Here is a 23,340-nt window from a genome sequence, read left to right as displayed (position 1 = left end):
CTCAATCAGGACTGACGTTCTTATTGAGGTGGGAAAAATGAGATGTGTCAGGCGACAACTATTTTGACAGTTACCGCTAGGCCCTCGTCGGGTCAAGCCCCCTTTATTTATAGACTGCCGTCTTGCGCTTCCAGGTAGTGCCCGAGCAAGATTCTGAACCTTACTCCTTCCAGAGGATCTTCCAGGGCTGCTGCTTGATCACCCGAAGCAGATCCTTCAGGTCCTCATAAACCTCCCGCTCCACCAGGAGTGCGCCCAGGGTGCCCTCGCCGGCGGCAACGCCGTCGACGAGCGTGACGGCCTGGTCGGAGACTTGCCGCAGGTTGTCGACGCTGGTCTCAGCATCGTCGAGCACTGCGACAATGCGGCCCTCGTTGTCGACGAGAAGGCGTCGGGTGACTTCGCTGATCTCGCGGGCATTGGCGGCGGTCTGGGTAACATCGGCCATCACAGGATCGATCTGGCCGCTGAGTCGACCGGTCATCCGGCGGGCGCTCGCGGCGGTGGCTCCGGCGTCGTTGACGATGGTGCGAAGTTGCTGCCCATCGCCCACGGCGACGTTGATCGCGGAGAGCAATTTGGAGGCTTCGGTCGTGGTCGTATTAAGCCCTTCGATCGCCGAATCGAGTTCGTCGCGGTTCTCGCCGACCGCGTCGCCGACAACTCCGAAGAAGTGGGTGGCGTTGGCGACCAGCGCGCCCACGTCTTGATCTTCGTCGTTGAGGATCTCGGTCATCGTCTCGAGCACCTCCGAGGCCTGGCCCAGTAGGATTTCCATACGCGGCGGGTCTACCCCGCGGATCGTCTCGCCACTGGCCAGGGCGGCCCCGTCGAAGTTTTCCGTGATGATCTCCACGTAGGGCTCACCCAGAACGCCGCGCGTGGTGATGTAGAACTTGCTGTTCTCGCGGATGGAGTCGGCGTACTGCGCGTCGATGTCCAGCGAAGCCTGAACCGCAACGGCTGGAAGGCCGCTTGCCGGGTCGTCGTTTCGCACAAACTCCATCTTCGAGACCGAGCCCACGTTTATGCCCGAGAGCGCCACGTCGGCGCCGGTTTTGAGGCCGCCGGAGGTGCTGAACTGCACGTGGATTTGATGGCCGCTGGAGAGGCGGAAGTCGCCCAGAAGGAACACGAAGGCGACCAGCAGAGCGGTCGCAAGCAGGACGAGCGCCCCGACCTTAACTTCAATGGCGGTTTCTTTTTTCTGCATCGAGAAGATCCCGAAAAGGGTGGCGTAAGTGCGACGCGAAATGAGGCGCATTCTCACCCGGGAGAGCCGAAATTATCAACCCTGCTCATCCCCGGTCAGCACACCGGTGAGGTTAGACTTCCATGGGGCCGTCAGGCAGCCCTTTGATAAACTGTTGAACAATCGGGTTATCGCTCTCCTTGAAGGCCTGCTGACTGCCATCGAGGATGAGCTTGCCCTTGTAGAGCATGGCGATGCGGTCGGCGATGCCAAAGATCGAGCGCAGGTCGTGGCTGATGACAATCGAGGTCACCCCGAGGGCATCGGAGAGGTGGCGGATGAGCTTATCGACCATCGCCGCGCTGATGGGGTCGATGCCGGTGGTGGGCTCATCGAAGATCACAAACTCCGGGTCGAGCGTGAGCGCTCGGGCAATGGCAACTTTTTTGCGCATCCCGTCTCCGAAGTCGGCCGGGAAGCGGTCGGCGTGGCGTTGCATACCGACGAGCTTGAGTTTCTCCAGCGCCATCTGGCCGGCCTCTTCTACGGTGACCCCAAGGTGCTTTCGGATGGGCAGCGCCACGTTCTCCTGCAGGGTCATTGAGTCGAAGAGGGTTGAGTTCTGAAAAACCATCGCGCAGCGTTTGCGGATGGGGAAGAACTCTTTTTCTTTAAAGTCCGTAACGTCGACGCCGTCCAGCAGCACGCGGCCTTGATCGGGGCGGATCAAACCGACGAGGTGTTTGACGAGCACGCTTTTACCCGCGCCGGACTGGCCAATCACAAAAAAGACCTGGCCGGACTGCACAGTCACGCTCACACCGCGCAGGACGTGATTGCTGCCAAAACTTTTGTAGATGTCGCGAAACTCAATCGTGCCCATCACAAGATCCTTAAAAGGCGAAACTCAGACCGAGGGAGGCGCGGACATAGTGCCACGTGCGCTCCACGGGCGGCGATGCGGGCTGCTCCGGGCTGGCGAACTCGTTAGGGAGGGTGAGGCCCTCGATCAGCGGAACGCTCAGCCCGAACTCCAGGGTCCAGAAGCGCTCCTCGCTGTGCCAGCGGTAGTAGCCGGCGCGAAGTTCCGCGCCCATCTGGGTGGTGGGCACATCGCTTAAGCGAAGCCCGCTGTACTGCAGGCCGCCGCCGAAGGTCAGTCCGCTACGCTCGTAGATAGGGAAATACCGGGCGAGCACGGCCAGCTGCCAGGCAAAGCCTACCTCGGCCTCGGCCGGCGGCACTGTGGCCATGGGATGTTCGCCAAGCCAGGTTGCTCCCAGGCCCACGTCGGCGCTCATCGAGAGGCGCGGCCCGACGACATGATGAAGTCCCAGGCGCGCGCCTCCACCGGCGTTCGGGCTGAGTCTCGCACCGGAGTCGGGCAAGTCGATCACTGCGCCCCCCTGAGCCGTGATACCCACCGTCGGGAACTGACGCCCCACCATGGGCATATGCACCGACTGGGCGCTCGCGGTTGAACTCCACAACGTCAGCAGCGCTAACGCAGCGATGAGCGCTGCGCTGCGGAGGCGTGGAAATTGGGGAAGTAGCGGGTTCAAGACGATTTCCGAGGGGCGGTGGGAACGCGTTCGACGAGGTAAAGTTGGTCGGTCGAAAGGTGACCGTGGGTCAGCAAAATCGGTTGGTCAAAAGGTGACCGTGGGTCAGTCGAAAGGTGACCGTGGGTCAGCAAAATCGGTTGGTCAAAAGGTGACCGTGGGTCAGTCAAAGAGTGACCGTGGGTTGGTCGAAAGGGTCTGTCAAAAGGTGACCGTGGGTCGGTCAAATAGGTCGGTCGAAAAGTGACCGTGGGTCAGGTTTATGGTCGGCAAAATCACGATTTCATGAGGGGAGAAGGCTCAGCGCCACATAGCCCAGGCTGGTGATGATGAAGTCGAGAATGACCACCGCCAGGCTGGCGTTGACCACCGCATTGGTGGTCGCGCGACCCACGCCCTCGCTGCCGCCGGAGACGTTGAGGCCGGCGTGGCAGGCGATGATCGGGACGGCCATCCCGTAGGCCAGCGCCTTGCTCAGGCATAAGATCAGGTCGAACCACCCGATAAAGCTCAGGTCGATGAAGGTGCGGACGTTCAGACCAAAGGAGAAATACGCCGTCAACGCGCCGGCGCTGTAGGAGACAAGCACCGCGAAGATCGTGAGCACGATCATCATGATCGTGGTGGCGATAAAGCGCGGCACCACCAGGTAGTCGACCGGCGGGGCGGCGCACATCTGCAGGGCGTCGACCTGCTCGGTGACCACCATCGAGCCGATCTGGGCGGCCATACCCGTGGCCACCCGCGTGGCGATCATCATGGCGGTGATCGTCGGCGCAAACTCGCGCAGCAAAAGCTGCAAAAAGAGCCCGCCCAGAAGTTGCAAATCGCCCGTGATCTGCTCGGCCTGGTAGCCGGCCTGATAGATCAGGATCATCCCCAGAAAGCCCAGGGTCACCGCGATAAAGATCACTGAGCGGTTTCCCACCTCGTGGAGCTGCTCAAAGATCGCGCGCCAGCGGGTCCTCCCTCGGACCATGTAGTAGAAGGTGAGCCCGAACATCTCGACGAGCTCCTTAAAGGTGCGCGTCAGATACAGGATCGGCTCGCCGAGCGCCGAGAGAAACTCTCGGAAATTTGAAGGCTCGCGGCCGGCGGGGCGGCCCGGATTATCGGGGGATGCGCTCATAATGGCGAGCTCACAGCGAGGCGAAGGTAATGGCGTAGTCGAGCACGAAGATGGCGATGGCGCTTCCCACAACCGAGGCGTTGACCGCCCGGCCCACCCCCACGGCGCCCCCGGAGGTGCTCAGCCCGAAGTGGCAGGAAATGATCGCGATGGCAAAGCCAAAGGCCACCGCCTTGATCAACCCGTGCAGCAGATCGTCGAGGAGCACATAGGCAATCACGCTCTGGAAGAAGAGCACCATGTTCACATCCAGCAGCACCTGGCTTGTGATGGCCCCACCGATAAGCGCGGTGAAGTTTCCGATGACCACCAGCAAGAACATCATCAGGATCATCGCGATAAAGCGCGGCATCACCAGATACCCGATGGGGTCGATGGCCAGCGCGCGCAGAGCGTCGACCTGGTCGGTGACCTTCATCGTGCCCAGCTCGGCGGTGTTGTTGGCGCCGACGCGTCCGGAGAACATCAGGCCGATAAGAATCGGGCCGACCTCCCGCAGAATGGAGTAGCCCGCCCCCCAGCCCAGAAGCCCGTAGGCGCCGTACTGCTCGATGTAGAGGCCGGACTGAATAACCATGATCGCGCCGACCAGAATCGCGGTTACCACCACGATGGGGAAGCTCTTGACGCCGACCCGGTACAGATTTCGCCAGGTCTCCGGCCCGTCGAACTGCCAGCGCCACGGCAGCAGGTTGCGCAGCACCTGAAAGGTCAGCAGAGCCAGGCCGCCGGCGTTAAAGGACCAGCTCATGGCCGTCTGGCCCAGCCAGTGAAAGGGGGCCTGCAGAGTTGTGGCGAGTCGATGCATGAGCGTCTTTATACGTTGAGTTCGTCGTCGCTGTAGCCCTGCCAGAACTGGCTGACCAGCGAGTCCTCGCAGGCCTCAATGGCCTGGCGGTCGCCCTCGAAGATCAGGCGGCCGCGGTCGAGCATCGCGAAGCGATCGCAGATATCTTTGATGCCCTCGATATCGTGGCTGATGGTCACCGAGGTGGTGTCGTGCTCGTGCTGCATCTTGCGCAGCAGAATAAAGATCTTGGAGCTTGTGACCGGGTCGAGCCCGGCCGTCGGATCGTCGTAGAAGACGATGGGCGGGCGGCGAATCACCGCGCGCGCAAAGCTGACGCGCTTCTTCATACCACCGCTGAGCTCATTGGGGTACCGATCCCCGATGCCCGGCAGGCTGATGTCGATGAGCGCCTGCTTGACCTTCTCGGCAATGAGCGTCTCATCGGTCTCCCCGGCCTGGCGCAGCGGGAAGGCGATGTTGTCGGCGACGTTCATCGAGTCGAAGAGCGCGTAGTTCTGAAAGAGCATCCCGATGCGAAAGCGCAGATCGGCAAGCTCGGTGGGCTTGAGCTTATGAACGTCGATATCGTCGATGAGCACCCGGCCTTTGTCGGGTTTGATCAGCCCGCAGACGATCTTTAAGAGCACCGACTTTCCGCAGCCCCCGGGCCCGATAAGCCCGACGTTGGTCTGGTCGTTGATGGTCAGGGTGACATCATCAATAACGACGCGGCCTTCGTGGTATTTGGTCACGTTCTCAATGCGGATCATGAGCGCTGCTCCAGACGTCGGTGGGCTTCATCGGCCAGGCGGCTCTCGGGGAAGTCGTCACTGAAACGGCGCAGGGCGCGGCGGTAGGCGCGCTCGCTCTCGGTCAGACGCGTGATCTCGACGAGGTGCCACTCGGCCTGGTCGCGGCGCATGGCGTGGGGGAAGGTGTCGATGAAGCGCTCGAAGTGGTCGCGGGCCTGCTCGTAATCTTCGAGAAAGAGCATATGAATGCGGCCGAGCTCAAAGCGAGCGTCGGCGGCGCGGTGGGAGTTGTAGCTCCCTACAAACCAGCTTGTGTCGGTGCGTTCGGCGACGACCGAAAGGGTGCGCGTGGCGGCGTCGAAGTTCTGATAGGCGCTGTAGATCTCGGCCATTCGCCAGATCGCCTCATCGGCGGCGGAGCAATCCTCGCAGCTTTTTGCTGCGCGGCGGTAGGCCTTGAGCGCGCCCTCGTCGTCTTGAAGATCGGCGTGGTGGAGCTCCCCGATGGTCAGGTGGAGCTGGGCTTTGAGGCGCGCGTTCTCCAGCTCGGCGGCGATGCGGCTCAGATCGTCGATGAGGGTTTGCTGGTTGCCGGCCTGCCGCTCGATCTTTTTGAGGAAATCCAGCGCGAGCTCGGTCCCGGCCCAGGGCGCGGTCTGGGCGATGGCGCGGTGGAGCAGGGCGATGGCCTCTGCGCGGCGCTGATGATGCTCAAGCTCAATGCGCGCCGACTCATAGAGCGCCCGGCTTGTGATATGGTCTTCGATGCCTTCGGCCCACAGCGCTTCAAAGCGCTCTTCGGCCAGCGCGACATCGCCCCGGCGCAGCGCGAAGCGGGCGAGCTCAAAGCGGGCGTCGCGGGCCTGCTCACGATTGGGAGCGCGCTCGGCCAGTGCGGCGACTTCGGGCTCGGCCTGGGTGTCGGGCAGGCGCATCGCCGCCAGGAACGCATCCGACCAGGTGGGTTCGGGCGTAGCCGGCGTGGCGCAACCCAGGGTCGCTGAGAGCAGCGCGGCGCTGAGCAGCGCTACAGGCCAGCGCGATCCGGGCCTCGACGGCGAGGGGCGGCGCGGCCGGGTGAGCATAAAACGTGTGGGCACGGCAAAAACTTTGAGATCGGGGGAGGTTGATTTAACCTTTCGCGCGGTAGCTTACTGATTCCATCCACAACGGCCAAGTCTATGTCAGCAGTGCGAGGAGGCGTCGCGATCGCGTGGGTTTTAGCGCTTGTCGCGGTGTTTCTATGCCCGCTCCCCGAGAGTGGCGCCCAGGTGGTGGTCGACCAGATGCCCGGTATGACGGTCGCCGATGGTGGCGAAGACGTCTCTGGCACATCCGCGGGGGAGGGCGCAAGCGAGGCCGACCCGCAGGAGGTTGGCCAGGACTCTGCTTCGGATGAGGCTGGCGAGTCAGGCGATGAGGCGGCACCTGCCGCTGACGCCGCGCCGGCGCTTGCGCCGGAAGATGTCAGTGAGGCCCGGGCCGAGGAGCTGCGCCAGAGCATCGCTGAGGCCGAAGCGGCCGCGCAGCAGGCACTCGCCGGCGATGAGGTGGATGCCCGGGTGCGCGCCTTTTTAGAAGCGCGCCTGGCCGAAGAGCCGGAGAGCCGCGTGGCGATGCGCGAGCTGGTCGGCTCCACCATCGACCATGCGTTGGGGCAGGCGCAGGCATCATCGGCTCAGGCCTTGGCCGACCAAGACACCGAAAAGTTGAGGGCGATCGAGGCGGCTCTGCAGGCGCAGCGCGAAGCGAGCTCGCAGGTCGATCAGGAAGCCGCCGAGCGCCTGGAGCGCTCTCAACGCGCTCAGGAGGCCGCCCGGCTGGCGGTGGAGCAGACCAGGGAGCGCGAGCGTCAGGAGCGCGATGCCCAGATTCGTCAGGTGCTGGCTCGGGAGCGCGAGATCGCTGAGGAGCTCCTCGCCATCTCCGAGCAGGAGGGCGAGCAGATTCGCAACATCGTGGAGGAGCGTCGCGAGAGTGAGGCGACCTTCTCGGAGCGCCGCGTCGAGGTGGAAGAGGGCATGGCGCGCGCCGATGGCGAACTGGCGGAAGTTGTACGCCAGACCTTGTCGTACCGGCGCGCGGCGCGCGATGACGTCAAACAAACGGTGCAGGGCTACCGCGCCGCCGAGCGCCAGGTTGCTGCGCTGAAGCCGCGTCTTGATGAGGCGAAGCGCGAGCTTGAACAGCTCACTCAGGAAGTCGGCCAGGAGCCTTCCACCGAGCTCGCCACGCGTCGACTTGCGCTGGCGAAGTTGCAGGTGGAACTCGCCGAGCAACGTCTGCAGATCGCCCGGGATGTGCGCGATGCCCGCCAGGCCAGAAACGAAGTTAACCTGCAGCGCCGCGCTTTCTTCGATGAGTCGCTTGAGGCGATGTTCCCCCGACTCGGCGCTGAGGCGCGGGCGATGATGCTCTCGCCACGCAGCGACGCGGCCTGGCGCGATGCGCTCGAAGGCGTGCGCGTGGGCGTGCTGTTGACGCTGGATACGCTGGAAGGACGCTGGGAGCAGATCAGCGACCCGCGCACCATGCTCACCTCGGTGGCCTTCTGGGGCTGGGTGATGGGGGTGTTCTGGCGGGCGATCGCAATCCTCATCGCGCTATGGTTTGCCCGCGAGTATGGCCCGCGTGCGGTGCAGTGGGGGTTGAGCCAGCTGCTGGCGCGCCGCGCGCTGCGCAAGGCGGCCGGTGGTCTCATCAAAGGCGCGCAGGTGCTGCGGGCCTTGATCGTGCCGGCCGTCCTCTACCTGGCCGCCACCCATATGATCGATTACCTGATCGGCGCGCTTCCCGAGCTTGCGTATGTGCGCTGGCTGATCGACGCCGCTGCGATTTATGTCGTGGTGATGCGGGTGGTGAAGACGCTGGCGCTTCCGCGCGGCGGGGAAGCTGGTCAGGTGGGGGGCACATCGGGCCCGGTCGGTGCGGCGAAGACGCATACACTCGACGCGCTGGCGCAGGGTGGGCTCGTTGAAGAGAGCCGCGCGCGACGCCTGGTGCGCAGCGTGCGTGTGGTGTTGAGCTTCTGGTTGCTCTCGCACTACGTGCCGCTGACGGTCTGGGAGTTGACCGGTCCCTCGGTGATCTGGTGGCTGGCCGATCGGGTCTTCTGGGTGGCGCTGGTAGCGCTGGTCTACACGGTGCTGTGGTGGTGGCGGGATGATATTGCCCAGGGCTTTGAGCGTCTGGCAGGCGCGCGATTGCCACGCGCCACGGTGATTGTTCGCGAGCATCGAAACCGACCCTATGGCGTGCTCCTGATTGGTCTGGCTTCCATTTACGTGGCCATCGCGGAGCTCGCGCGTTGGGTGCGCGCCTATCTCGTGGAGACCGAGCTCAGCCGGCAGATCGGCAACTTCATCTTCCGGAAGAAGATCGAAATTCAGCGTCGCGAGGGGGGCGCGGCCGAGGTGCCCGAGGCGGCCCAGAGCACGGTGCCCGAGCGCTACCGCGATCTTTTTGCAGACCGCCCCCTCTTCGATGAGGCGTTTCGGGTGGAGCGACGCGGGGTGGCCGACGCGATCGCCGCCCGACGCGAGAATTGGATGAAGGTTCGGCGTCAGGGCTCCATGGCGATTGTCGGGGAGGCCGGGCTCGGCAAGACCAGTGAGCTTGTGGCAGTGGTGCGCGACTGGCCTGCAGAGCAGGGCGCGGTGCAGTACGCCACGCTGTCGCAGAAGATCTCCGGGGAGCCGGCCGCGCTGGAGTTCATCGCGCAGCTCTTTAACCTCCCGGAGGTTCCGACCTGCCGCGAGGAGGCGGTGGAGTGGATCCGTCGCACCCCGCCGCGCACGATCATACTCGACGATTGCCACCATCTCTTTTTAAGGCATATCGGCGGGTTTCGCGCCGTCGACCTCTTTCTCGACGTGGTTCATATCACCGACGATCACCACTTCTGGGTGCTTGTCTTCAACCGCTTTGCGTGGTCGTACTTAAACCGGGTGCGGGCGCGTAAACACTACTTCGGGCTGGTGCATGAGGTTGCGCCCTGGACCGAGCAGCAGATTCAGCAGCTTGTGCGCTCGCGGGATGCGAAGATCGATCTTCCGATCAGCTTCACCGATCTGGTGGTCGCCCATCAGAGCGGGGAGTTCAGCTATGAGGTGATCAAGACCGCCAACGGGTATTTTCGCCTGCTGCATGAGTTCAGCCAGGGCAACCCCCGGGTGGCGCTGACCTTCTGGTTAAGAAGCCTGCGGATGGACAGCACCGGCCGGTTGCAGGTGGGGTTGTTCAGCCGGCCGACCAACGCGGTGCAGCAGTCGTTGACCGACCAGTACCTCTTCGCGCTGGCGGCGATCGTGCAGCACGGCTCGCTCAATGCCGAGCAGGTCGCGCGTATCACCAACTCCGACCGCGGGTTCTGTGAGACGGCGATCAACTTCCTCTATGAGAGTGACATCCTGGAGGTCTGCCAGCGTCAGGGGCGGGCGACGTTGAGTACGCTCTACTTCCGCGCAGTGTTGCGTCAGCTGCGCGACGCGAACTTCCTCTACGAATAAGGAGCCCCTGTGATGAGCCTCTATCAAACGATGATGGCCGCCGGGCCGCTCCTGGCTCAGGCCGCGCCCGATGTCGAGGATCTTGCCCAGCGGATTGAGCTCCTCAACGTGGGGAACCTGCTCAGCGCGGCCACGATCATCGCGGTGGCCTACGCCGCCAACCATGTACTCTCCGCCACCCTGGAGAGTCTGGGAGAGGGCCAGGCTCGCCGCCGCCTCTTCTTTAAAAAGGTGCAGAGTTTTACGCGCCTGGGGATCTTCGCTGCAGCGGCCTACCTGGTGGTGGCGACCTTTCTGGACTTTGAAGAAGATCGCGCCGCGCTGCTCGGTCTGGGTGGCACCCTGGCAGTGGCGGTGGGTTTTGCGCTTAAAGACACCGCGTCGAGTTTGATGGCCGGGATTCTGATTCTTGTCGACCAGCCCTTTCAGGTCGGTGATCGTGTGGCGTTTGGCGACACCTATGGCGAGGTGGTGGAGATCGGGCTTCGCTCGGTGCGTATTGTGACGCTGGACGATAACCAGGTCTCGATCCCTAACAACAAGTTTTTGACCGAGGCGGTGAGCTCATCGAACGCCGGCGCGCTCGATATGATGGTGGAGATCGACTTCTACATCGCGCAGTCCGCCGACTTTGAGCTGGCCAAGCAGATCGTCTACGAGGCGACCATCACCTCGCGCTACGTCTTTTTGAGCAAGCCGGTGGTGGTCCAGGTCTACGACGAGATCACGCCTCTGGCGTTTGCGACCCACGTCAAATCGAAGGCCTATGTCATCGACACCCGCTACGAGAAGGCGCTGCTCTGCGATGTGATGGAGCGCGTCAAGAGGGCCTTTCGTCTGCACGGAATTCACCCGCCTTATACCCGCAACTACGAGGTGCAGGCTAAGGGCTGGGAGGAGTTCTCCATGTCTCCCAACCGGAGCAACGCGCCGGTGCGATCGCAGATCAAGGTGGGGCGAGCGCCTCAGGGCGTTGAGGTGGAGGAGGTCGGGGCGCAGACCCCGGAGGTCAGTGAGGTCTGAGCGCACAGCGTTGATAGCTTGACGCCGGCCGGGCGATCGACTAGGTACGGCCACCCCGAATGGTCTTCGCGAGAGGCGCGTTGACGGCGGGTTAATGCGACATCCCCGCGCTTGCATAAGCGCACGTTCCACTGCCCTTTGATGAGGCATGAGCGGTGCGGGGTGAAAGCTTCCCAGAGAGGTTTAAGATGGGCAAAGGATTGATTGGCCGCAAGGTCGGCATGACGCAGATTTTCGACGACGCCGGTAACCGCATCCCGGTCACCGTGGTCAAGGTCGAAGGCAACGTGGTCGTGCAGAAGAAAAGCGCCAAGGGCAAAGACGGCTACTCCGCCATCAAGGTGGGTTTTGGCGACGTGAAGCTTCTTGAAAAAGAAGGCACCGAGCCCAAGTGGCGTCTCTCCAAGCCGCGCGTCGGCGTCTTCTTGAAGGCCGGCATCGACAAGCCCCGTCGCTTTGTGCGCGAGTTCCGCGTCAGTGAGGGCGAGCTTGACAGCTATGAAGTGGGTCAGGAGCTGGGTGCGGACACGTTCAACGTGGGCGTCTGGATCGATGTGACCGGCACCTCCAAAGGTCGTGGTTTCACTGGTGTTATGAAGCGTCACAACTTCGCCGGTGCCAAGGCCAGCCACGGTGTGCACGAGTTCTTCCGCCACGGTGGTTCCATCGGTATGTCGGCGACCCCCGGTCGTGTTTTCAAGGGCAAGAAGATGGCCGGTCAGCACGGAAACGCCCGCGTGACCGTGCAGAACCTGCGCATCATGCAGGTGCTTCCTGACGAAAACGCCATCCTCATCAAGGGCGCCATCCCCGGCCCCAACGGTGGTGTGGTGACGCTTCGCTCGGCGGTCAAGAAGACCGTGGTGTGAGTGTAAGGCAGCCCGGCCGGCTTTGAGCCGGGCGGAGCTACCGACGAACACAAAACCCCGACTCGCCAGTGTGGCGAGTCGGGGGTTTTTATGTCTGGAGTGGGCGGGAGCGGGGCAGATCGATGCAGGTGCAGCCATGAGACACGAGGCGATGGTCGGCCCATGGCGAGTTTGACAAGGCAGTGAGGGGCTCGCTACCGTCGGAGATCGTGGTAACAGCCTTCAAGAAACCGCTGCGTCTGCGCCTACTCAAAGGCGCGCGCGAGCCAACGAGCGTGCTCTCGAGATGTCGAGCCCCCGGCTTCGAAAATATCTGGCGTATTACCAGCGCACGCTCAGCGAGGAGCCCGAGAATATCGAGGCGCGGCTGCGCCTGGCGGCGCTTTTCTGCGAGATGGGGCGTCCGCGCCACGCCATTGAGGAGTACGGCACCGCGGCGAAGTTGCTGGCGGCGGCGGGGCTTCCCCTGGAGGCGATCGCGGCGTGTAAGGCGATCCTGGAGATGGACGCCAGCCACACCGAGACGCAGTTTTTTCTGGCGCGCCTTTACGCACAGGCCCCCGAGGCGACCGGTCATGTCGCGCGGGTGGCGCGTCCGGTCGATGGAGCGGCGCGGCGGGCGCAGCCCACGCCGACGTTGGGAGCTTCGCCGGCCGCATCGGTAGAGACCTCGCGAGCCCCCTGGCCGCGGGAGGGCTCCGGGGTGCGGGTGCAGGCGCTCTCGGAGCAGGAGGCCGAAGAGGTTCGCCGGGGCCAGAAGAGCGCCATTACCCTCGGGCGACCCAAGTCTTCGCCAGGGCTGGCCGCGCCGGCGTCTGTGACGCCTGCAAACTACGGTGCGACCCCTGATGTGCATCAGGAAGCCACGCGTCACGTGCCTGCGCTCACGGTTGCCGAACGCGACGACCATGGCGAGGTGACCCGTGTCGACCGTCCGCGTCTCGGAGGCGATGAGCCCGATGCGGAGTCCACATTCCAGGTGCGCGTCTTTGAGTGGGAGGGACTTCAGCTGGATGAAGCGAGCGACTCGCGTTGGGAGGCGCTGCAGGCCTTCGACGCGATGGATGAGCCCCCCACCATGGAATTGCGTGAGGAGGACGCCGGTCAGGTCATCGAGGAGCGCCACGTGCGCCGCTCGGAGCTGCCGGCCATCCCGCTCTTCAGCCAACTTCCCGCCGAAGCCTTTGTGGAGGCATTGCGCGTGATGGAGCACCGCCGCGTGGCTGCGGGAACTGTGCTGGCATCGCCCGATGATCCGAAGGTTTGCCTTTATGTGATCATCAAAGGGAGCGTGCGGGTCGAGAAGTCGCTCGTCGACGGACGCACCGTCTTTCTGGCTCGCCTCGGGGAGGGGGAGGTTTTTGGGGAGTTTCGTCTGCTCACGGGGCGCGACGGGATGGCGCGCGTGGTCGCCGAAGAGGGGCTGGAGGTGCTCGCAGTTCGCGATGAGGTGGTCTACGAGCTGGGCCGGCGCTTCCCGGAGGTGTGGGATGCCCTGTGGGGCTTTTATTACGCACGGATGCTCAACAACCTGCTGGCCTCCAGCGCGATCTTTGGCGGCTTAAGCCCGGAGCAACGTGAGGTGCTCGGACGCCATTTTGAGCTGCGCGAGTGGATCGCCGGGCAGGCGCTCTTTGAGCGCGGACACCATGTTGAGCGACTCTCGCTTGTGGTCAGTGGCTCGGTCGAGGTTGAGGTTGCCGGCCGTCGCGGTCAGCGCGAGGTGGTCGACACGTTGGAGGCGGGGGCCTTTCTGGGGGTGACCCCCTGTGCGCAGTTGAGCGAGGCGGGGGCGACGGTTCGGGCGCGCACCGACGTGATTGTGCTGGAGCTGAGCGCCACAATCTTTCGTGACCTGCTCAGCAAGGTGCCCTCGGTGGGGGAGGCGGTGCGGCGTGAGGTGGCGCTTCGTAAGGAGCGCTCCAGGCAGGCTCGGGCGCGCGGTTACGCCAGCTCCGGGGTGGCGCCGCCCACGAGGCGTTAAACGCCGCCGCGTGGGGAAGCGGTTCAACTCAGCCATCCAAAGCGGGGATCAACCGGCACGCCGCGATGACTTCGAGGCGCCTTTACCTTTCGACGTTTTGGCATCGCCCGATGCATCGGACTTCTTTGACGTCTTCTTCCTGGAAGCCCCTTTCTTCGCGGCGCCTTTCTTCGCGGTGCTTTTCGTCGACGGGGAGGTGACCTCGGTCTCGTCGCGTGCGGCGCGCTGGCCGGCGAAGAACATCACCGCGCCGTGCGTCTCAAAATGCATCCCTTCAAACGCGGCGGCGCGTACTTCCTGGAGCAAAAACTCAGGGCTGCGCAGCATCGGGTAGATGCCGTAGCGCTCGTAGCGCTCGAGCACCGCGTCGGCCATATCGGTCTGGGCGCGCACCAGCGTTGAGCCCGAGAAGTAGCCATCGGGCTCCAGGCAGCGGTGGAACTCGTTGAGCGCGCCGACCCGGTCGGTAAACCCGTGCAGGCCGTTGAGGCTCTGCAGGCTGCGCACAGCGCCGGTCTTGATGGGCAGCGCGTTGACGTCGGCGCGGATGAGCTGAAAGCTCGCGCCGGTCTTTTTGAGGCGTTTCTGCGCCTGAAAGAGCATCTTCCAGGACTTGTCGACGCCCAGCACGGTCACGTCGTGGTAGGGGGCAATGCAGGGGGCCAGGGCCACGCCGGTGCCAATGGGGGCTTCCAGGTAGACGCCGCCGCGGGCGCGTCCCAGGGCGCGGTTCTCGTGATCGATGTAGCGCAGCGGGCTGCAGCGCCAGATGGCCATGCTCATCACCGGGGCGACCACGTCGTAAACGCCGGCGATGACGTTGGCCAGCGTCTCGGTGCGGTAGGTTCCCGGCGCCGGCGTGGCCTCCGGGGCCACCAGATCGGGGATGCCGTTGACGATGGGGTAGTGCGCCTCACAGCTCTGGCAGACCAGATCGGGGCGCCGTCCGCTGCCCAGGGTGAGCTCGGGGCCTGCGCAGGCCGGGCATTGAAGAAGATCAAGAATGTCGCGCCGAATCATGGCGTCTCCTCACCAGGTCGTCATCGTGGAGGCCGAGGGAAGTTGCGCGCCAAACCCGGGCGCCGGCCAGCGAAGCAGTCCTAGCATAATGAACTGCCCCTCGTCAGTGTGCTTTCGTTGCGGTGCGCCGCCCGCGGTCTTCATTCGCAGCGATCGGGGCGATTCTTTTTGAGGCGTTGGACCGCCGAGGGGTGGCGCAGGCGCTCGCGGAGCGAGATCACTTCAGGCCAGAGCTCGCAGCGCAGTGGCGCCAGTTCGAGCGCGCCTTCGAGGTGACGGGCCGCGAGGGCGCGGTCGGGGCGACGGGCAGCAAGCACCTGGCGCGCTACTGCGATGTGGAAATCGGCGCTTAGTGGGGCGTATTCGTGGGCCTTATCCAACGCTCGATCCACTGCCGGGTCGGCAAAACCACGGCCACTCTTGGCCGCCTGGGCGTAGGCTTCTTCGGTGTGCAGCATGTGGAGAAAGGAGTTCGAGGCCAGTGTTGAGGCCGCGCGGCGAGCCAACTCCAGGTTCTCGCTGGCGTCGCTATGACGCTTCTGGAGTCGGCGCTGGCGGGCGAATGCGACCCAGGCCATCGGTCCAACATCGCCGTGGCGGAGCAGGGAGCGGAGCGCCTGCTCGTCGTCGCTCTCCAGCGGGCCCTCGTGCAAGGTGGTCAGAAGACGTCCCAGGGTGGCTGCCGGGTTGTTGGGGCTGCGTTCCAGGGCATCGTCGTAGTAGGCGAGTGCCTGCTCGGTGTCGCCAGCATGGCGAGCGACGTCGCCCTGGAGGGTTGCCCAACGCGCGTTTCGGGAGGTCGGTGTGCCAAGCGCGGGTTCCAGTAGGCTGGGGATGGCAGGTCGGTTGTCTGTGGCAAGCGCAACTTCGGCGCGGAGCAGCGCCAGGAGAGGATCGGAGCCGCTGAGATCTTCGTGGCGGTCGATCAGGCGCAGTGCGGAGGCGTGGCGATCGTTGAGGCGATGCCAGCGCACTGCAGCGTCGAGCGCCCAGCGCGAGGCGACGTCGAGTTCTTCCTGGCGCGCGCAATGCTCGGCTGCTTCTTCGGCGCTGCGGGCATCGAGCGCGAGCTGGCAGCGAAGAAGACGCCGCGCGGGCATCTCGGGGGCGTGTGTCAGTCGTTCGAGCGCGCGATCGCGCAGTGACGATTGGGCCTCCCAGGTGTCGGCGCGGTTGGCCAGTCGGGCCAGCGTCGCGGCTTCAAGAAGAGCGCGCTCTGCGACGAAGGGCGCCTCGGTGTCGAAGGGGTCTTCCGGCTGGGGGGCGTCCGGCTCAAGGGTGTCGAGAAGGGCGGACGCGGCCATATCGAGGGGCGTCTCTCCGAGCTCATTGCGCGCGATGGCGACGCTGCCCTCGGCGACCATCGCCAGCGCAAGCAGCAGACGTTCGCGGGGGTTGGTCGAGGCGGCGCTCAAGAGGGCGATGGCGCGATCGGTATCGCCGATCTGCAGATGGATGGAGGCCAGCTCCAGGTTAACATAGGGGTGGCGATGGTCGGCGCGCGGTGTGCGAATGAGTTGTTCGCGCGCATCGAGCAGCTGCCCGCGGGTGATCAGCTCGTCGATGAGGGGGCGCACGCGGTCGGGGCGAAGGGGGGCGGCTTCGGCGGCAAGGCGCAGGGCGTCGATGCGGGCGTTTTTGTCGGGGGCGGCCTCGGCGCGGGCGAGGTGCGCGAGAGCGCGGTCGGCCGGCGCGATCTCGCGGGCGGAGGCGCGTGAGGCCGGGGTGAGCAGAGCGTCGAGTTCCGTTTCGTCGGCACCGGTGCGCGCGAGGTGAAGGGCCAGGGTCAACCGTGAGCTATGATGATCGGGGGTGGCCTCGAAGATCGCTCGGAGTGCGGCTGAGGCGGCCTTCGGGTCGACCTTGAGAAGATGCTGCGCGCGAACAAAGGCGCGGGCGTTGGTGTCTGTGGCGAGGGCCTCCACAATCTGTGCGGAGACATCTTCGGAAGATGTGTCGACCAGGACTTCGGCGTGCGCCAGGCGCACCCAGGGGGAGCCCGGAGCCCGGGCGACCAGAGCATCGAGGGTGCTTGCGAGCTCGTGCTCGGGCAGCCAGGCCGCCGCCGCATAGATCTGTGTCGCGACGCCAACAGCGCTATCGGAGGCCTGTGCCTGCGCGGGGGTGAGCTCGCCGGGATGTTCAAAGCGATAGGCCTGTCGTGCGCAAATCAGCAGCGCGAGATCGTCGGCGCGCTCGGTCGGCGCGCCGGTTCCGATGGCGGGCAGGGCGTCGGTCAGCCCTCGGACAAACGCGTCGGCTGAGGCGGGGAGTACGGTGTAGTTGCGAGCGTCTCGGGCCAGCTGAAGAGCGCGGTGGTGCGAGGCGTAGGTGTCCTGATGAAGTGCTACTTCGGCCTGCGCCAGGAGGTGGCGCGTGGCGCGGTGGACCTGCCAGACGTAGCCCAGGGTCGCAAAGAAACTCAGCACCAGCAGCGCCGAGATGAGCACGCTGGCCAGCGCGCGCGCCGGCGACTGCAGGGGCTCGGGCAGGCTGGTCTGCACAAGGTGGGTCAAGCGGCGGATGGAGCTTGTGCGACCGGAGGCGGGCTTGCGTGTGCTGCGAAGGGCGTCGAGGTCCAGCTCCAACTTCTCCTGACCATCGGGAGTGGCGCGCCCCCCACGCTTCGCTGCAACGCCTTTATCAGCCCGGACCTCCGAGCGGGGGGCAACCTCCAGCGCGGGCGCCCGGCGCCGACCGCTGTCGTGACGCGGAAGCTCCTGAGCCAGATCCGCCCCCGGTGGAAGCGTCGGATCGGCCATAAAGACGTCGGTCGGCTCCGATGGCGAGTCTGCCAGCGCGTCGTCGAGCACCGGCGGCGACGACGCAGGCGCGCCCGGGCGAAGCGCACGCGGGCGGCGACGTCGAAGCGTGGTCTCATCGGGCTCAAAGCCCGGCGCCGGCGCGCGCTTTTGCGACTTCGTCTCGGGCGCATCGCTCAAACTGGCGGGGATGTGCACCAGGTGGGTGGGCTCGTGCGGGGCGAGCTCCTCGACGAGCTCGGTGGGCTCCTCGGTGAAGTCGGGCAGGGCGAGCTCCGGGGGGGCCGACGACCTCTCCAGGCGCGGCGCGGGAGGCTCGGCCAGGCCGGCGAAATGATCGCGCCAGGCGCTGACCAGGGTCAGATCGGCGCCGCGGTCGAGCGCATCATCGAGCAGCGACTGCGCGCGACCGTGCTCGCCGAGCTTATGGCTTGCGCGGGCGGCGGCCACCGCCGCCTGCCAGAGCATGGGGTCGGCCATAGCGTGGCGCGCCTGCTGGTAGGCGGCCGCCCAGCGTGCCCGCGTCAGCAGGTGCTCGGCCGAGGCCAGCCGGAGCTCGGGGGTGGAGCAACGCGAGAGCGCCGCGCGCAAAAGCGCCTCGGCGTTTCGGTGGTCGCCGGCCTGATCGTAGGCGCGGGCCGCCCTCACAAGGCTCGGCGCGGTGTCGGGGAGACCCTCGAGAAGTTCGCTTAAATCGCGGTTCGTCATGATGGTGGGGAGCCCGATGCAGGTGATCGTAGAAGGGGGTGCGCTGCGCGAAATTAACACAGCACGCGCGCCTGCGAGAAGGCTGCCGCCGGCCAAAAAGTTGACCTGCGTTGAGGCTGTCGTAGCCTCATGCCGAGACGGTGAGCGCAGGAATTGTGAGCCGCAACGACCAGGGAGGTCTACGATGAACATGACACCGATACGAACCGGGATCGCCGTCGTCGCGCTGAGCGGCGCGCTGCTCAGCTGTGGCGAGCCCGTGGAGCCCTTCGGCGAGGGCGCGCTGGAGCTTGGCTGGCAGGTCAGCCCGATGGGCTGTGAGGCCAGCGAGGTCGATCTCGTCGAGATCGAGCTCTCCAACGCTCGCCGCAGCTATGTGGAGAGCTACCCCTGCGCCCGCGGAGAAGCGGCGCTGGAGGGACTCGCGCCGGGAAGCTACGAGCTGATGTTGCGCGGCTTTGACGCCGGCGGCGCCAACACCTTTGAGAGCGCCATCCGGGCGGTGACCGTGCGTCCGGAGCGTATTGAGCGGCTTACCCCTGTGGCGCTCAGCGCGCGACCCGCCGAGCTGGAGGTCGTCTGGCGCTTTGAAAACGGACGCGTCTGCGGCGCCAACGGAGTGGGGCGGGTGGAGGTGGCTGTCTACGACGAGGCCTTCTACGAGATGGCGCGCCAGGACTTCGACTGCAACCTGGGCACCGGCACCATCGGCGAGCTTTTTGCCGGTGAGTATATTGTGCAGGCCAATGCGTCGGCAGCCGAGGTGAACTTCTCGGGCGATGCTCAGGTCAGCCTTAAGCGCGGACAGTCTGGCCAGGTTGAGACAGTGCTGCAGTCCCCATAAGTCGTAAAACACCCGCACGCATGAAGTCGCTCGCACTCGCCGGGAGCACCGCGGCATAGGTCGTGTGTGCCCCTTCGATGGCGACGCCCGCACCCGGCGAATGTGCCTGCTGACGACGTCCCTTTAACTTCCATATAAGTGCTGGAGAGCCGCATGAATCCACAACTTCGCGACGGTCTGCTGATCCTGGACTACGGCAGCCAGTACACCTTGCTCATCGCGCGGCGCGTGCGTGAGCTGGGGGTCTATTGCGAGATATGGCCCTGCAACGACGCCCGCGTCGGTGAACTGATTGATGCGGGATCGGCACCGGCGCGCGGGGTGGTGCTCTCCGGCGGGCCTTCCAGCGTGCATATCGAGGGAGCGCCCGCGTTGCAGGGCGGCATCTTGAGCTGGGAGGTGCCCGTGCTGGGCATCTGCTACGGGATGCAGCTCCTCGCCAAGAGTTTTGGCGGCCAGGTCGACCGCGCCCGGGGGGGCGGGGAGTACGGCCGCACCCAGGTGATCGTGGAGGCCGCCCGCGGACCGATGGCCGGCTTTGAGACGGGCCATGCCACCGAGGTGTGGATGAGCCACGGTGACGCCGTCAGCGCGCTGCCCGAGGCCTTTGAGGCGCTGGCGCGCACCGAGAACGGGCATCTGGCGGCGATGGCACACCGCGAGCGCCCGATCTTCGGGGTGCAGTTTCACCCGGAGGTCTCCCACAGCCTGGAGGGGACCGCGATGCTCGAGAGCTTCGTCTTCGAGGTCTGCGGCTGTCCGGACACCTGGAATATGGCCGACTTTGTGGAGAGCGCCATCGAGCGCATCCGCGCCCAGGTCGGCGACGAGGGGCACGTCATCTGCGGGCTGAGCGGCGGCGTGGACTCCTCGGTGGTCGCCGCGCTTTTGCACCGCGAGCTTGGGGAGCGGCTCACCTGCGTCTTTGTCGACAACGGGTTGCTGCGCTACCAGGAGCGCGAGCGGGTTCAGGCGCTCTTTGAAGGGCATTTCGGCATCGACCTGCGGGTCGTCGACGCCAGCGAGCGTTTTTTGAGCGCCCTGGCCGGTGTGACCGACCCGGAGCTCAAGCGTAAGCGGATTGGCGAGCTCTTTGTGCGGGTCTTTGAGGCCGAGGCCGAGTCGATTGAGAATGCGCGCTTCCTGGCGCAGGGCACGCTCTATCCGGACGTCATTGAGTCGGTCAGCGTGCTGGGGCCTTCGGCCACGATCAAGAGTCACCACAACGTCGGCGGGCTGCCCGAGCAGATGGGCCTGGAGTTGATCGAGCCTCTGCGCGAGCTCTTTAAAGACGAGGTTCGTGTGCTGGGCCGCGCGCTCGGCCTCTCGGCCGAGCTTGTGGATCGCCACCCCTTCCCCGGCCCCGGGTTGGCGGTGCGGGTGCTGGGTGAGATCACCGAAGATGCGCTGCGCAAGGTGCGCCAGGCCGATCATATCTTCATCGAGTCGCTGCGCGCCGAGGGCCTCTACGATCAGGTCTGGCAGGCCTTTGCGGTGCTCTTGCCGATCAAGACCGTCGGGGTGATGGGTGATCAGCGCACCTACGATGAGGTCATTGCGCTTCGGGCGGTGACCAGCAAGGATGGCATGACGGCGGACCGCGGCCATTTGCCCATGGAGTTTCTGGGGCGGGTCAGCGACCGCATCATCAATCAGGTCGAAGGCGTCAATCGCGTGGTCTACGACGTGACGAGCAAGCCGCCGGGGACCATTGAGTGGGAGTAGGGCGCCTTCAGCTGGCGCAGGAGCAGTGATGATGAGCAAGCGAGTGTGGTGGATCTATGCGGCGGTGCTCTTGAGCTTTGTGCTGCCTGCACAGGCTCAGGCCCAGGGGCGCGGCCAGGTGGTTGCGCTGATGACCGAGGTGGTTGAGGCCGGCATTCTGGGCGACCAACCCCGGGTGACCTTCTGGTGGAGTGAGGCTGGTCAGCCGCGCTGGACCCCCAGCGATGAGGCGTTCAATGCCGCGCTACAGGCGCGCGGGGTGAGTCTTGCCACAAGCCCGCAGCAGAGCATCTCCCGGATTTACCGACGCCCGGCGCTCTCCACGGCCAACGCCGCCCAGCTCGGCGCGCTCCTCGGTGGGGAGCGAGTGCTGGTGGGGCAGGTGACCTACCGGGCGATGGGGCCGGTGTGGCCGCTGGGCGTCGAGGGGATCGAAGCGAGCGCAGAGCTTGAGCTGGTCGCCGCCGGCTCGGTCGAAGGCGTCTCGCTGCAGCGTTTTACGGTGACCCGCCATTATTACGGCGAAGATCTGGGCGCGTTGCTTGAGAGCGCTCGCCAGGAAGTGGGCGGGGCGCTCGGGGATGTGGCCGGACGCGGACTTCGGCGAGTGGCCGGACCGGTGGGTATCGCCACCGCCGAGCCGCTGCTGGCGGTACGAAACGCCGGCAAGGCCGGCCACCTGGAGCGGGTGCGCGAGCGCCTGCTGGAGCTCGACGAAGTTCACGCGGTGGTGGAACGCTGGGCCAGCGAGGGCATCATCGCCCTGGAGATCAACCCCGGGGAGCTCACCTCGCCAGACGTGATCGAGTACGCGGTGCGGGTGCTTGAGGGCCACAGCTTTGATAACTTCTCAATCAGCCCGGTGGCCGGATCTCGGATGGAGGGCGTCCACGAGCTGTGGATTGAGCCTTACGAGCAGGGCTTTTAGCGCGGCGACTTCAAAAGCCCGCGCCCTTCAATGATGCTTTTGACTGAGTGAATGTATGACGAATCACAACGATGGTCCGGGCCCACACCTCGACGCCGGCGCGCAGTGGGAGCGCTTTGGTCGCTACCCCTACCTGCTGGCCAAGCTCCTGGTCTTCGGGCTGATCCTGGGGGCCATCTTCTGGACGCTGGGGAAGTTCGCGGCGGTGGTCTTTCCGATCTTCGTCAGCCTGCTCTTTGCGTATCTGCTCGACCCGACCATCGACCGGCTGGAGGCGCGCGGGCTGGGACGTACACCGGCGATCCTGCTCGTACTGCTGGCCGGGCTTATCTTTGTGACGATCTTCGCGATCTTCCTCTACCCGACCCTTGCCAATCAGGCGCGCCTGGTCGTGGAGAGTTTTCCGGCCTTGCTGGAGACCCTTCAGCGCGATGCGCTTCCCTGGGCGGAGCGCACCTTCGGCATTGAGATGCCCTCGACCGCTGCGGCGGCGATGGAGCGCTACGGCGGGCAGATTCGCGAAGCGTTGCCGACCATCGGTCAGCATGTGGGCTCGGCGCTCACCAATGCGGTTACGCGCACCGGCGCGGTGGTTGCGAGTCTGGTCAACGCGGTGATGATCCCGCTCTTTACCTTCTACTTTTTGCGCGACTTCGACCTGGGACGGCGCTCGCTGATGCGCTTCATTCCGCCGCACCGCTATGAGCTTTTTATCGATCGCCTGCAGAAGATGGACCAGGCCGTCGGTCAGTGGTTCCGCGGGCAGATTCAGGTCGCACTGATCCTGGCCGGGATGTACGCGCTGGGGCTGGGAATCGTCTACGGCATCTTCGGGCTCGATGTACAGTCCGGGGTGGTCATCGGCCTTCTGGCGGGATTTCTCAACGTGATCCCGTACTTCGGGTTTGCCGTGGGCTCACTTCTGGCGGTGCTCGTTGTGCTCATCCAGTGGAGCGGGTGGGGCGCGCTCATCGGCGTGGGCATCGTCTTTGGCGTGACGCAGATGTTGGAGGGCTATGTTATCACTCCGCGCATCGTGGGCGATAAGGTGGGGCTGAAGCCTGTGACCGTCATCATCGTGCTTTTGCTCGGCGGCAACATCGGTGGGCTGCTGGGGATCTTGCTGGCGATCCCGGTCACCGGCGCGCTCAAGGTGCTCCTGCCCGATATTATTGCCTGGTATGAGACGACCTCGTTTTATACCGGCAAGGCCACCAGCCCGGCACAGATGCACGTGCGCGCGCGCATCCTCACCGGTGAAGATGGCGAGCAGGTCGGCCTTCAGCTCAGCACCAACTCTCCGCTATCTCCCGCTCTGCACGCGCTGGAGGTTGCCGAGGCGCAGTCAAAAGCCGACCCCGAGCCTGCATCGGAGGCGACGAACGAGGGTGCAGGCGCCGGGGAGTCCACGCCTGCTGAAGACGCTGCGCCTGCGGCGAAACCGTCGCAGCCGCCTTCCGCGCAGGCTCCCGGTGACGATGCTTCTGGCGAGGATAAGTCTGATGAGGATGGCCATGACGGAAAGTTACCCGGCCATGATTGAC

Annotated in this window: 17 protein-coding genes; 8 read left to right on the top strand and 9 right to left on the bottom strand. The window is 65.0% G+C overall.

What is annotated here, in order from left to right; genetic code table 11:
- Nucleotides 1-160: 160 nt before the first annotated feature.
- The 7 genes from FRC98_RS09390 to FRC98_RS09360 form a co-directional block, all read right to left on the bottom strand.
- Nucleotides 161-1,213, bottom strand: coding sequence for an MlaD family protein (locus FRC98_RS09390; protein ID WP_230467459.1), 1,053 nt, complete (start codon nucleotides 1,211-1,213; stop codon nucleotides 161-163).
- A gap of 112 nt (nucleotides 1,214-1,325) precedes the next feature.
- Nucleotides 1,326-2,075, bottom strand: coding sequence for an ABC transporter ATP-binding protein (locus FRC98_RS09385; protein ID WP_146981034.1), 750 nt, complete (start codon nucleotides 2,073-2,075; stop codon nucleotides 1,326-1,328).
- 10 nt (nucleotides 2,076-2,085) lie between these two features.
- Nucleotides 2,086-2,589, bottom strand: coding sequence for a hypothetical protein (locus FRC98_RS09380; protein WP_146981033.1), 504 nt, complete (start codon nucleotides 2,587-2,589; stop codon nucleotides 2,086-2,088).
- 448 nt (nucleotides 2,590-3,037) lie between these two features.
- Entirely contained in the window at nucleotides 3,038-3,883 is an 846-nt protein-coding gene (locus FRC98_RS09375; RefSeq protein WP_146981032.1) for an MlaE family ABC transporter permease, read from the bottom strand.
- A 10-nt stretch (nucleotides 3,884-3,893) separates the two neighbouring features.
- A complete protein-coding gene (locus tag FRC98_RS09370) occupies nucleotides 3,894-4,691 on the bottom strand; it encodes an MlaE family ABC transporter permease (protein WP_146981031.1) in 798 nt (265 codons plus the stop codon).
- Between the two features lie 8 nt (nucleotides 4,692-4,699).
- On the bottom strand, nucleotides 4,700-5,443 hold the full coding sequence (locus FRC98_RS09365; protein ID WP_146981030.1) for an ABC transporter ATP-binding protein: 744 nt from the start codon (nucleotides 5,441-5,443) through the stop codon (nucleotides 4,700-4,702).
- Nucleotides 5,440-6,525 carry a tetratricopeptide repeat protein gene (locus FRC98_RS09360; protein WP_146981029.1) on the bottom strand — a complete coding sequence of 362 codons (1,086 nt, stop codon included), beginning with the start codon at nucleotides 6,523-6,525 and terminating at the stop codon, nucleotides 5,440-5,442. The genes FRC98_RS09365 and FRC98_RS09360 overlap by 4 nt, the downstream gene beginning before the upstream one ends.
- A 135-nt stretch (nucleotides 6,526-6,660) precedes the next feature.
- Here FRC98_RS09360 and FRC98_RS09355 point away from each other — a divergent pair, with 135 nt between their 5' ends.
- From FRC98_RS09355 to FRC98_RS09340, 4 genes are all read left to right on the top strand, one after another.
- The gene (locus FRC98_RS09355) at nucleotides 6,661-9,933 is read left to right on the top strand and encodes a coiled-coil domain-containing protein (RefSeq protein ID WP_146981028.1); all 3,273 of its coding nucleotides are present in this window, start codon (nucleotides 6,661-6,663) and stop codon (nucleotides 9,931-9,933) included.
- Between the two features lie 12 nt (nucleotides 9,934-9,945).
- Nucleotides 9,946-10,956, top strand: a complete 1,011-nt coding sequence (locus FRC98_RS09350; RefSeq protein WP_146981027.1) for a mechanosensitive ion channel family protein — start codon at nucleotides 9,946-9,948, stop codon at nucleotides 10,954-10,956.
- A 188-nt stretch (nucleotides 10,957-11,144) separates the two neighbouring features.
- A complete protein-coding gene (rplC, locus tag FRC98_RS09345; protein ID WP_146981026.1) occupies nucleotides 11,145-11,825 on the top strand; it encodes a 50S ribosomal protein L3 in 681 nt (226 codons plus the stop codon).
- Nucleotides 11,826-12,111: 286 nt separating this feature from the next.
- Nucleotides 12,112-13,809 (top strand): cyclic nucleotide-binding domain-containing protein, encoded by a 1,698-nt coding sequence (locus FRC98_RS09340; RefSeq protein WP_146981025.1) that lies wholly within the window; start codon nucleotides 12,112-12,114, stop codon nucleotides 13,807-13,809.
- A gap of 48 nt (nucleotides 13,810-13,857) precedes the next feature.
- Here the strand turns inward: FRC98_RS09340 and FRC98_RS09335 are convergent, their stop codons facing one another.
- Entirely contained in the window at nucleotides 13,858-14,829 is a 972-nt protein-coding gene (locus tag FRC98_RS09335; protein ID WP_146981024.1) for a methyltransferase domain-containing protein, read from the bottom strand.
- 140 nt (nucleotides 14,830-14,969) lie between these two features.
- Nucleotides 14,970-18,299, bottom strand: a complete 3,330-nt coding sequence (locus FRC98_RS09330) for a hypothetical protein (RefSeq protein WP_230467458.1) — start codon at nucleotides 18,297-18,299, stop codon at nucleotides 14,970-14,972.
- Between the two features lie 184 nt (nucleotides 18,300-18,483).
- Between FRC98_RS09330 and FRC98_RS09325 the strand changes: the two genes are divergently transcribed.
- From FRC98_RS09325 to FRC98_RS09310, 4 genes are all read left to right on the top strand, one after another.
- On the top strand, nucleotides 18,484-19,143 hold the full coding sequence (locus tag FRC98_RS09325; RefSeq protein WP_146981022.1) for a hypothetical protein: 660 nt from the start codon (nucleotides 18,484-18,486) through the stop codon (nucleotides 19,141-19,143).
- A gap of 153 nt (nucleotides 19,144-19,296) precedes the next feature.
- Nucleotides 19,297-20,868, top strand: a complete 1,572-nt coding sequence (guaA, locus tag FRC98_RS09320) for a glutamine-hydrolyzing GMP synthase (RefSeq protein ID WP_146981021.1) — start codon at nucleotides 19,297-19,299, stop codon at nucleotides 20,866-20,868.
- Nucleotides 20,869-20,896: 28 nt separating this feature from the next.
- Nucleotides 20,897-21,796 (top strand): hypothetical protein, encoded by a 900-nt coding sequence (locus FRC98_RS09315; protein ID WP_146981020.1) that lies wholly within the window; start codon nucleotides 20,897-20,899, stop codon nucleotides 21,794-21,796.
- A 55-nt stretch (nucleotides 21,797-21,851) separates the two neighbouring features.
- On the top strand, nucleotides 21,852-23,339 hold the full coding sequence (locus FRC98_RS09310; RefSeq protein WP_146981019.1) for an AI-2E family transporter: 1,488 nt from the start codon (nucleotides 21,852-21,854) through the stop codon (nucleotides 23,337-23,339).
- Nucleotide 23,340 lies beyond the last annotated feature (1 nt).

Source organism: Lujinxingia vulgaris (assembly GCF_007997015.1).
GTDB classification, from domain to species: Bacteria; Myxococcota_A; Bradymonadia; order Bradymonadales; family Bradymonadaceae; genus Lujinxingia; species Lujinxingia vulgaris.
Note: the sequence above shows the minus strand (reverse complement) of the source record. Positions and strands in the feature narration are given on the sequence as shown.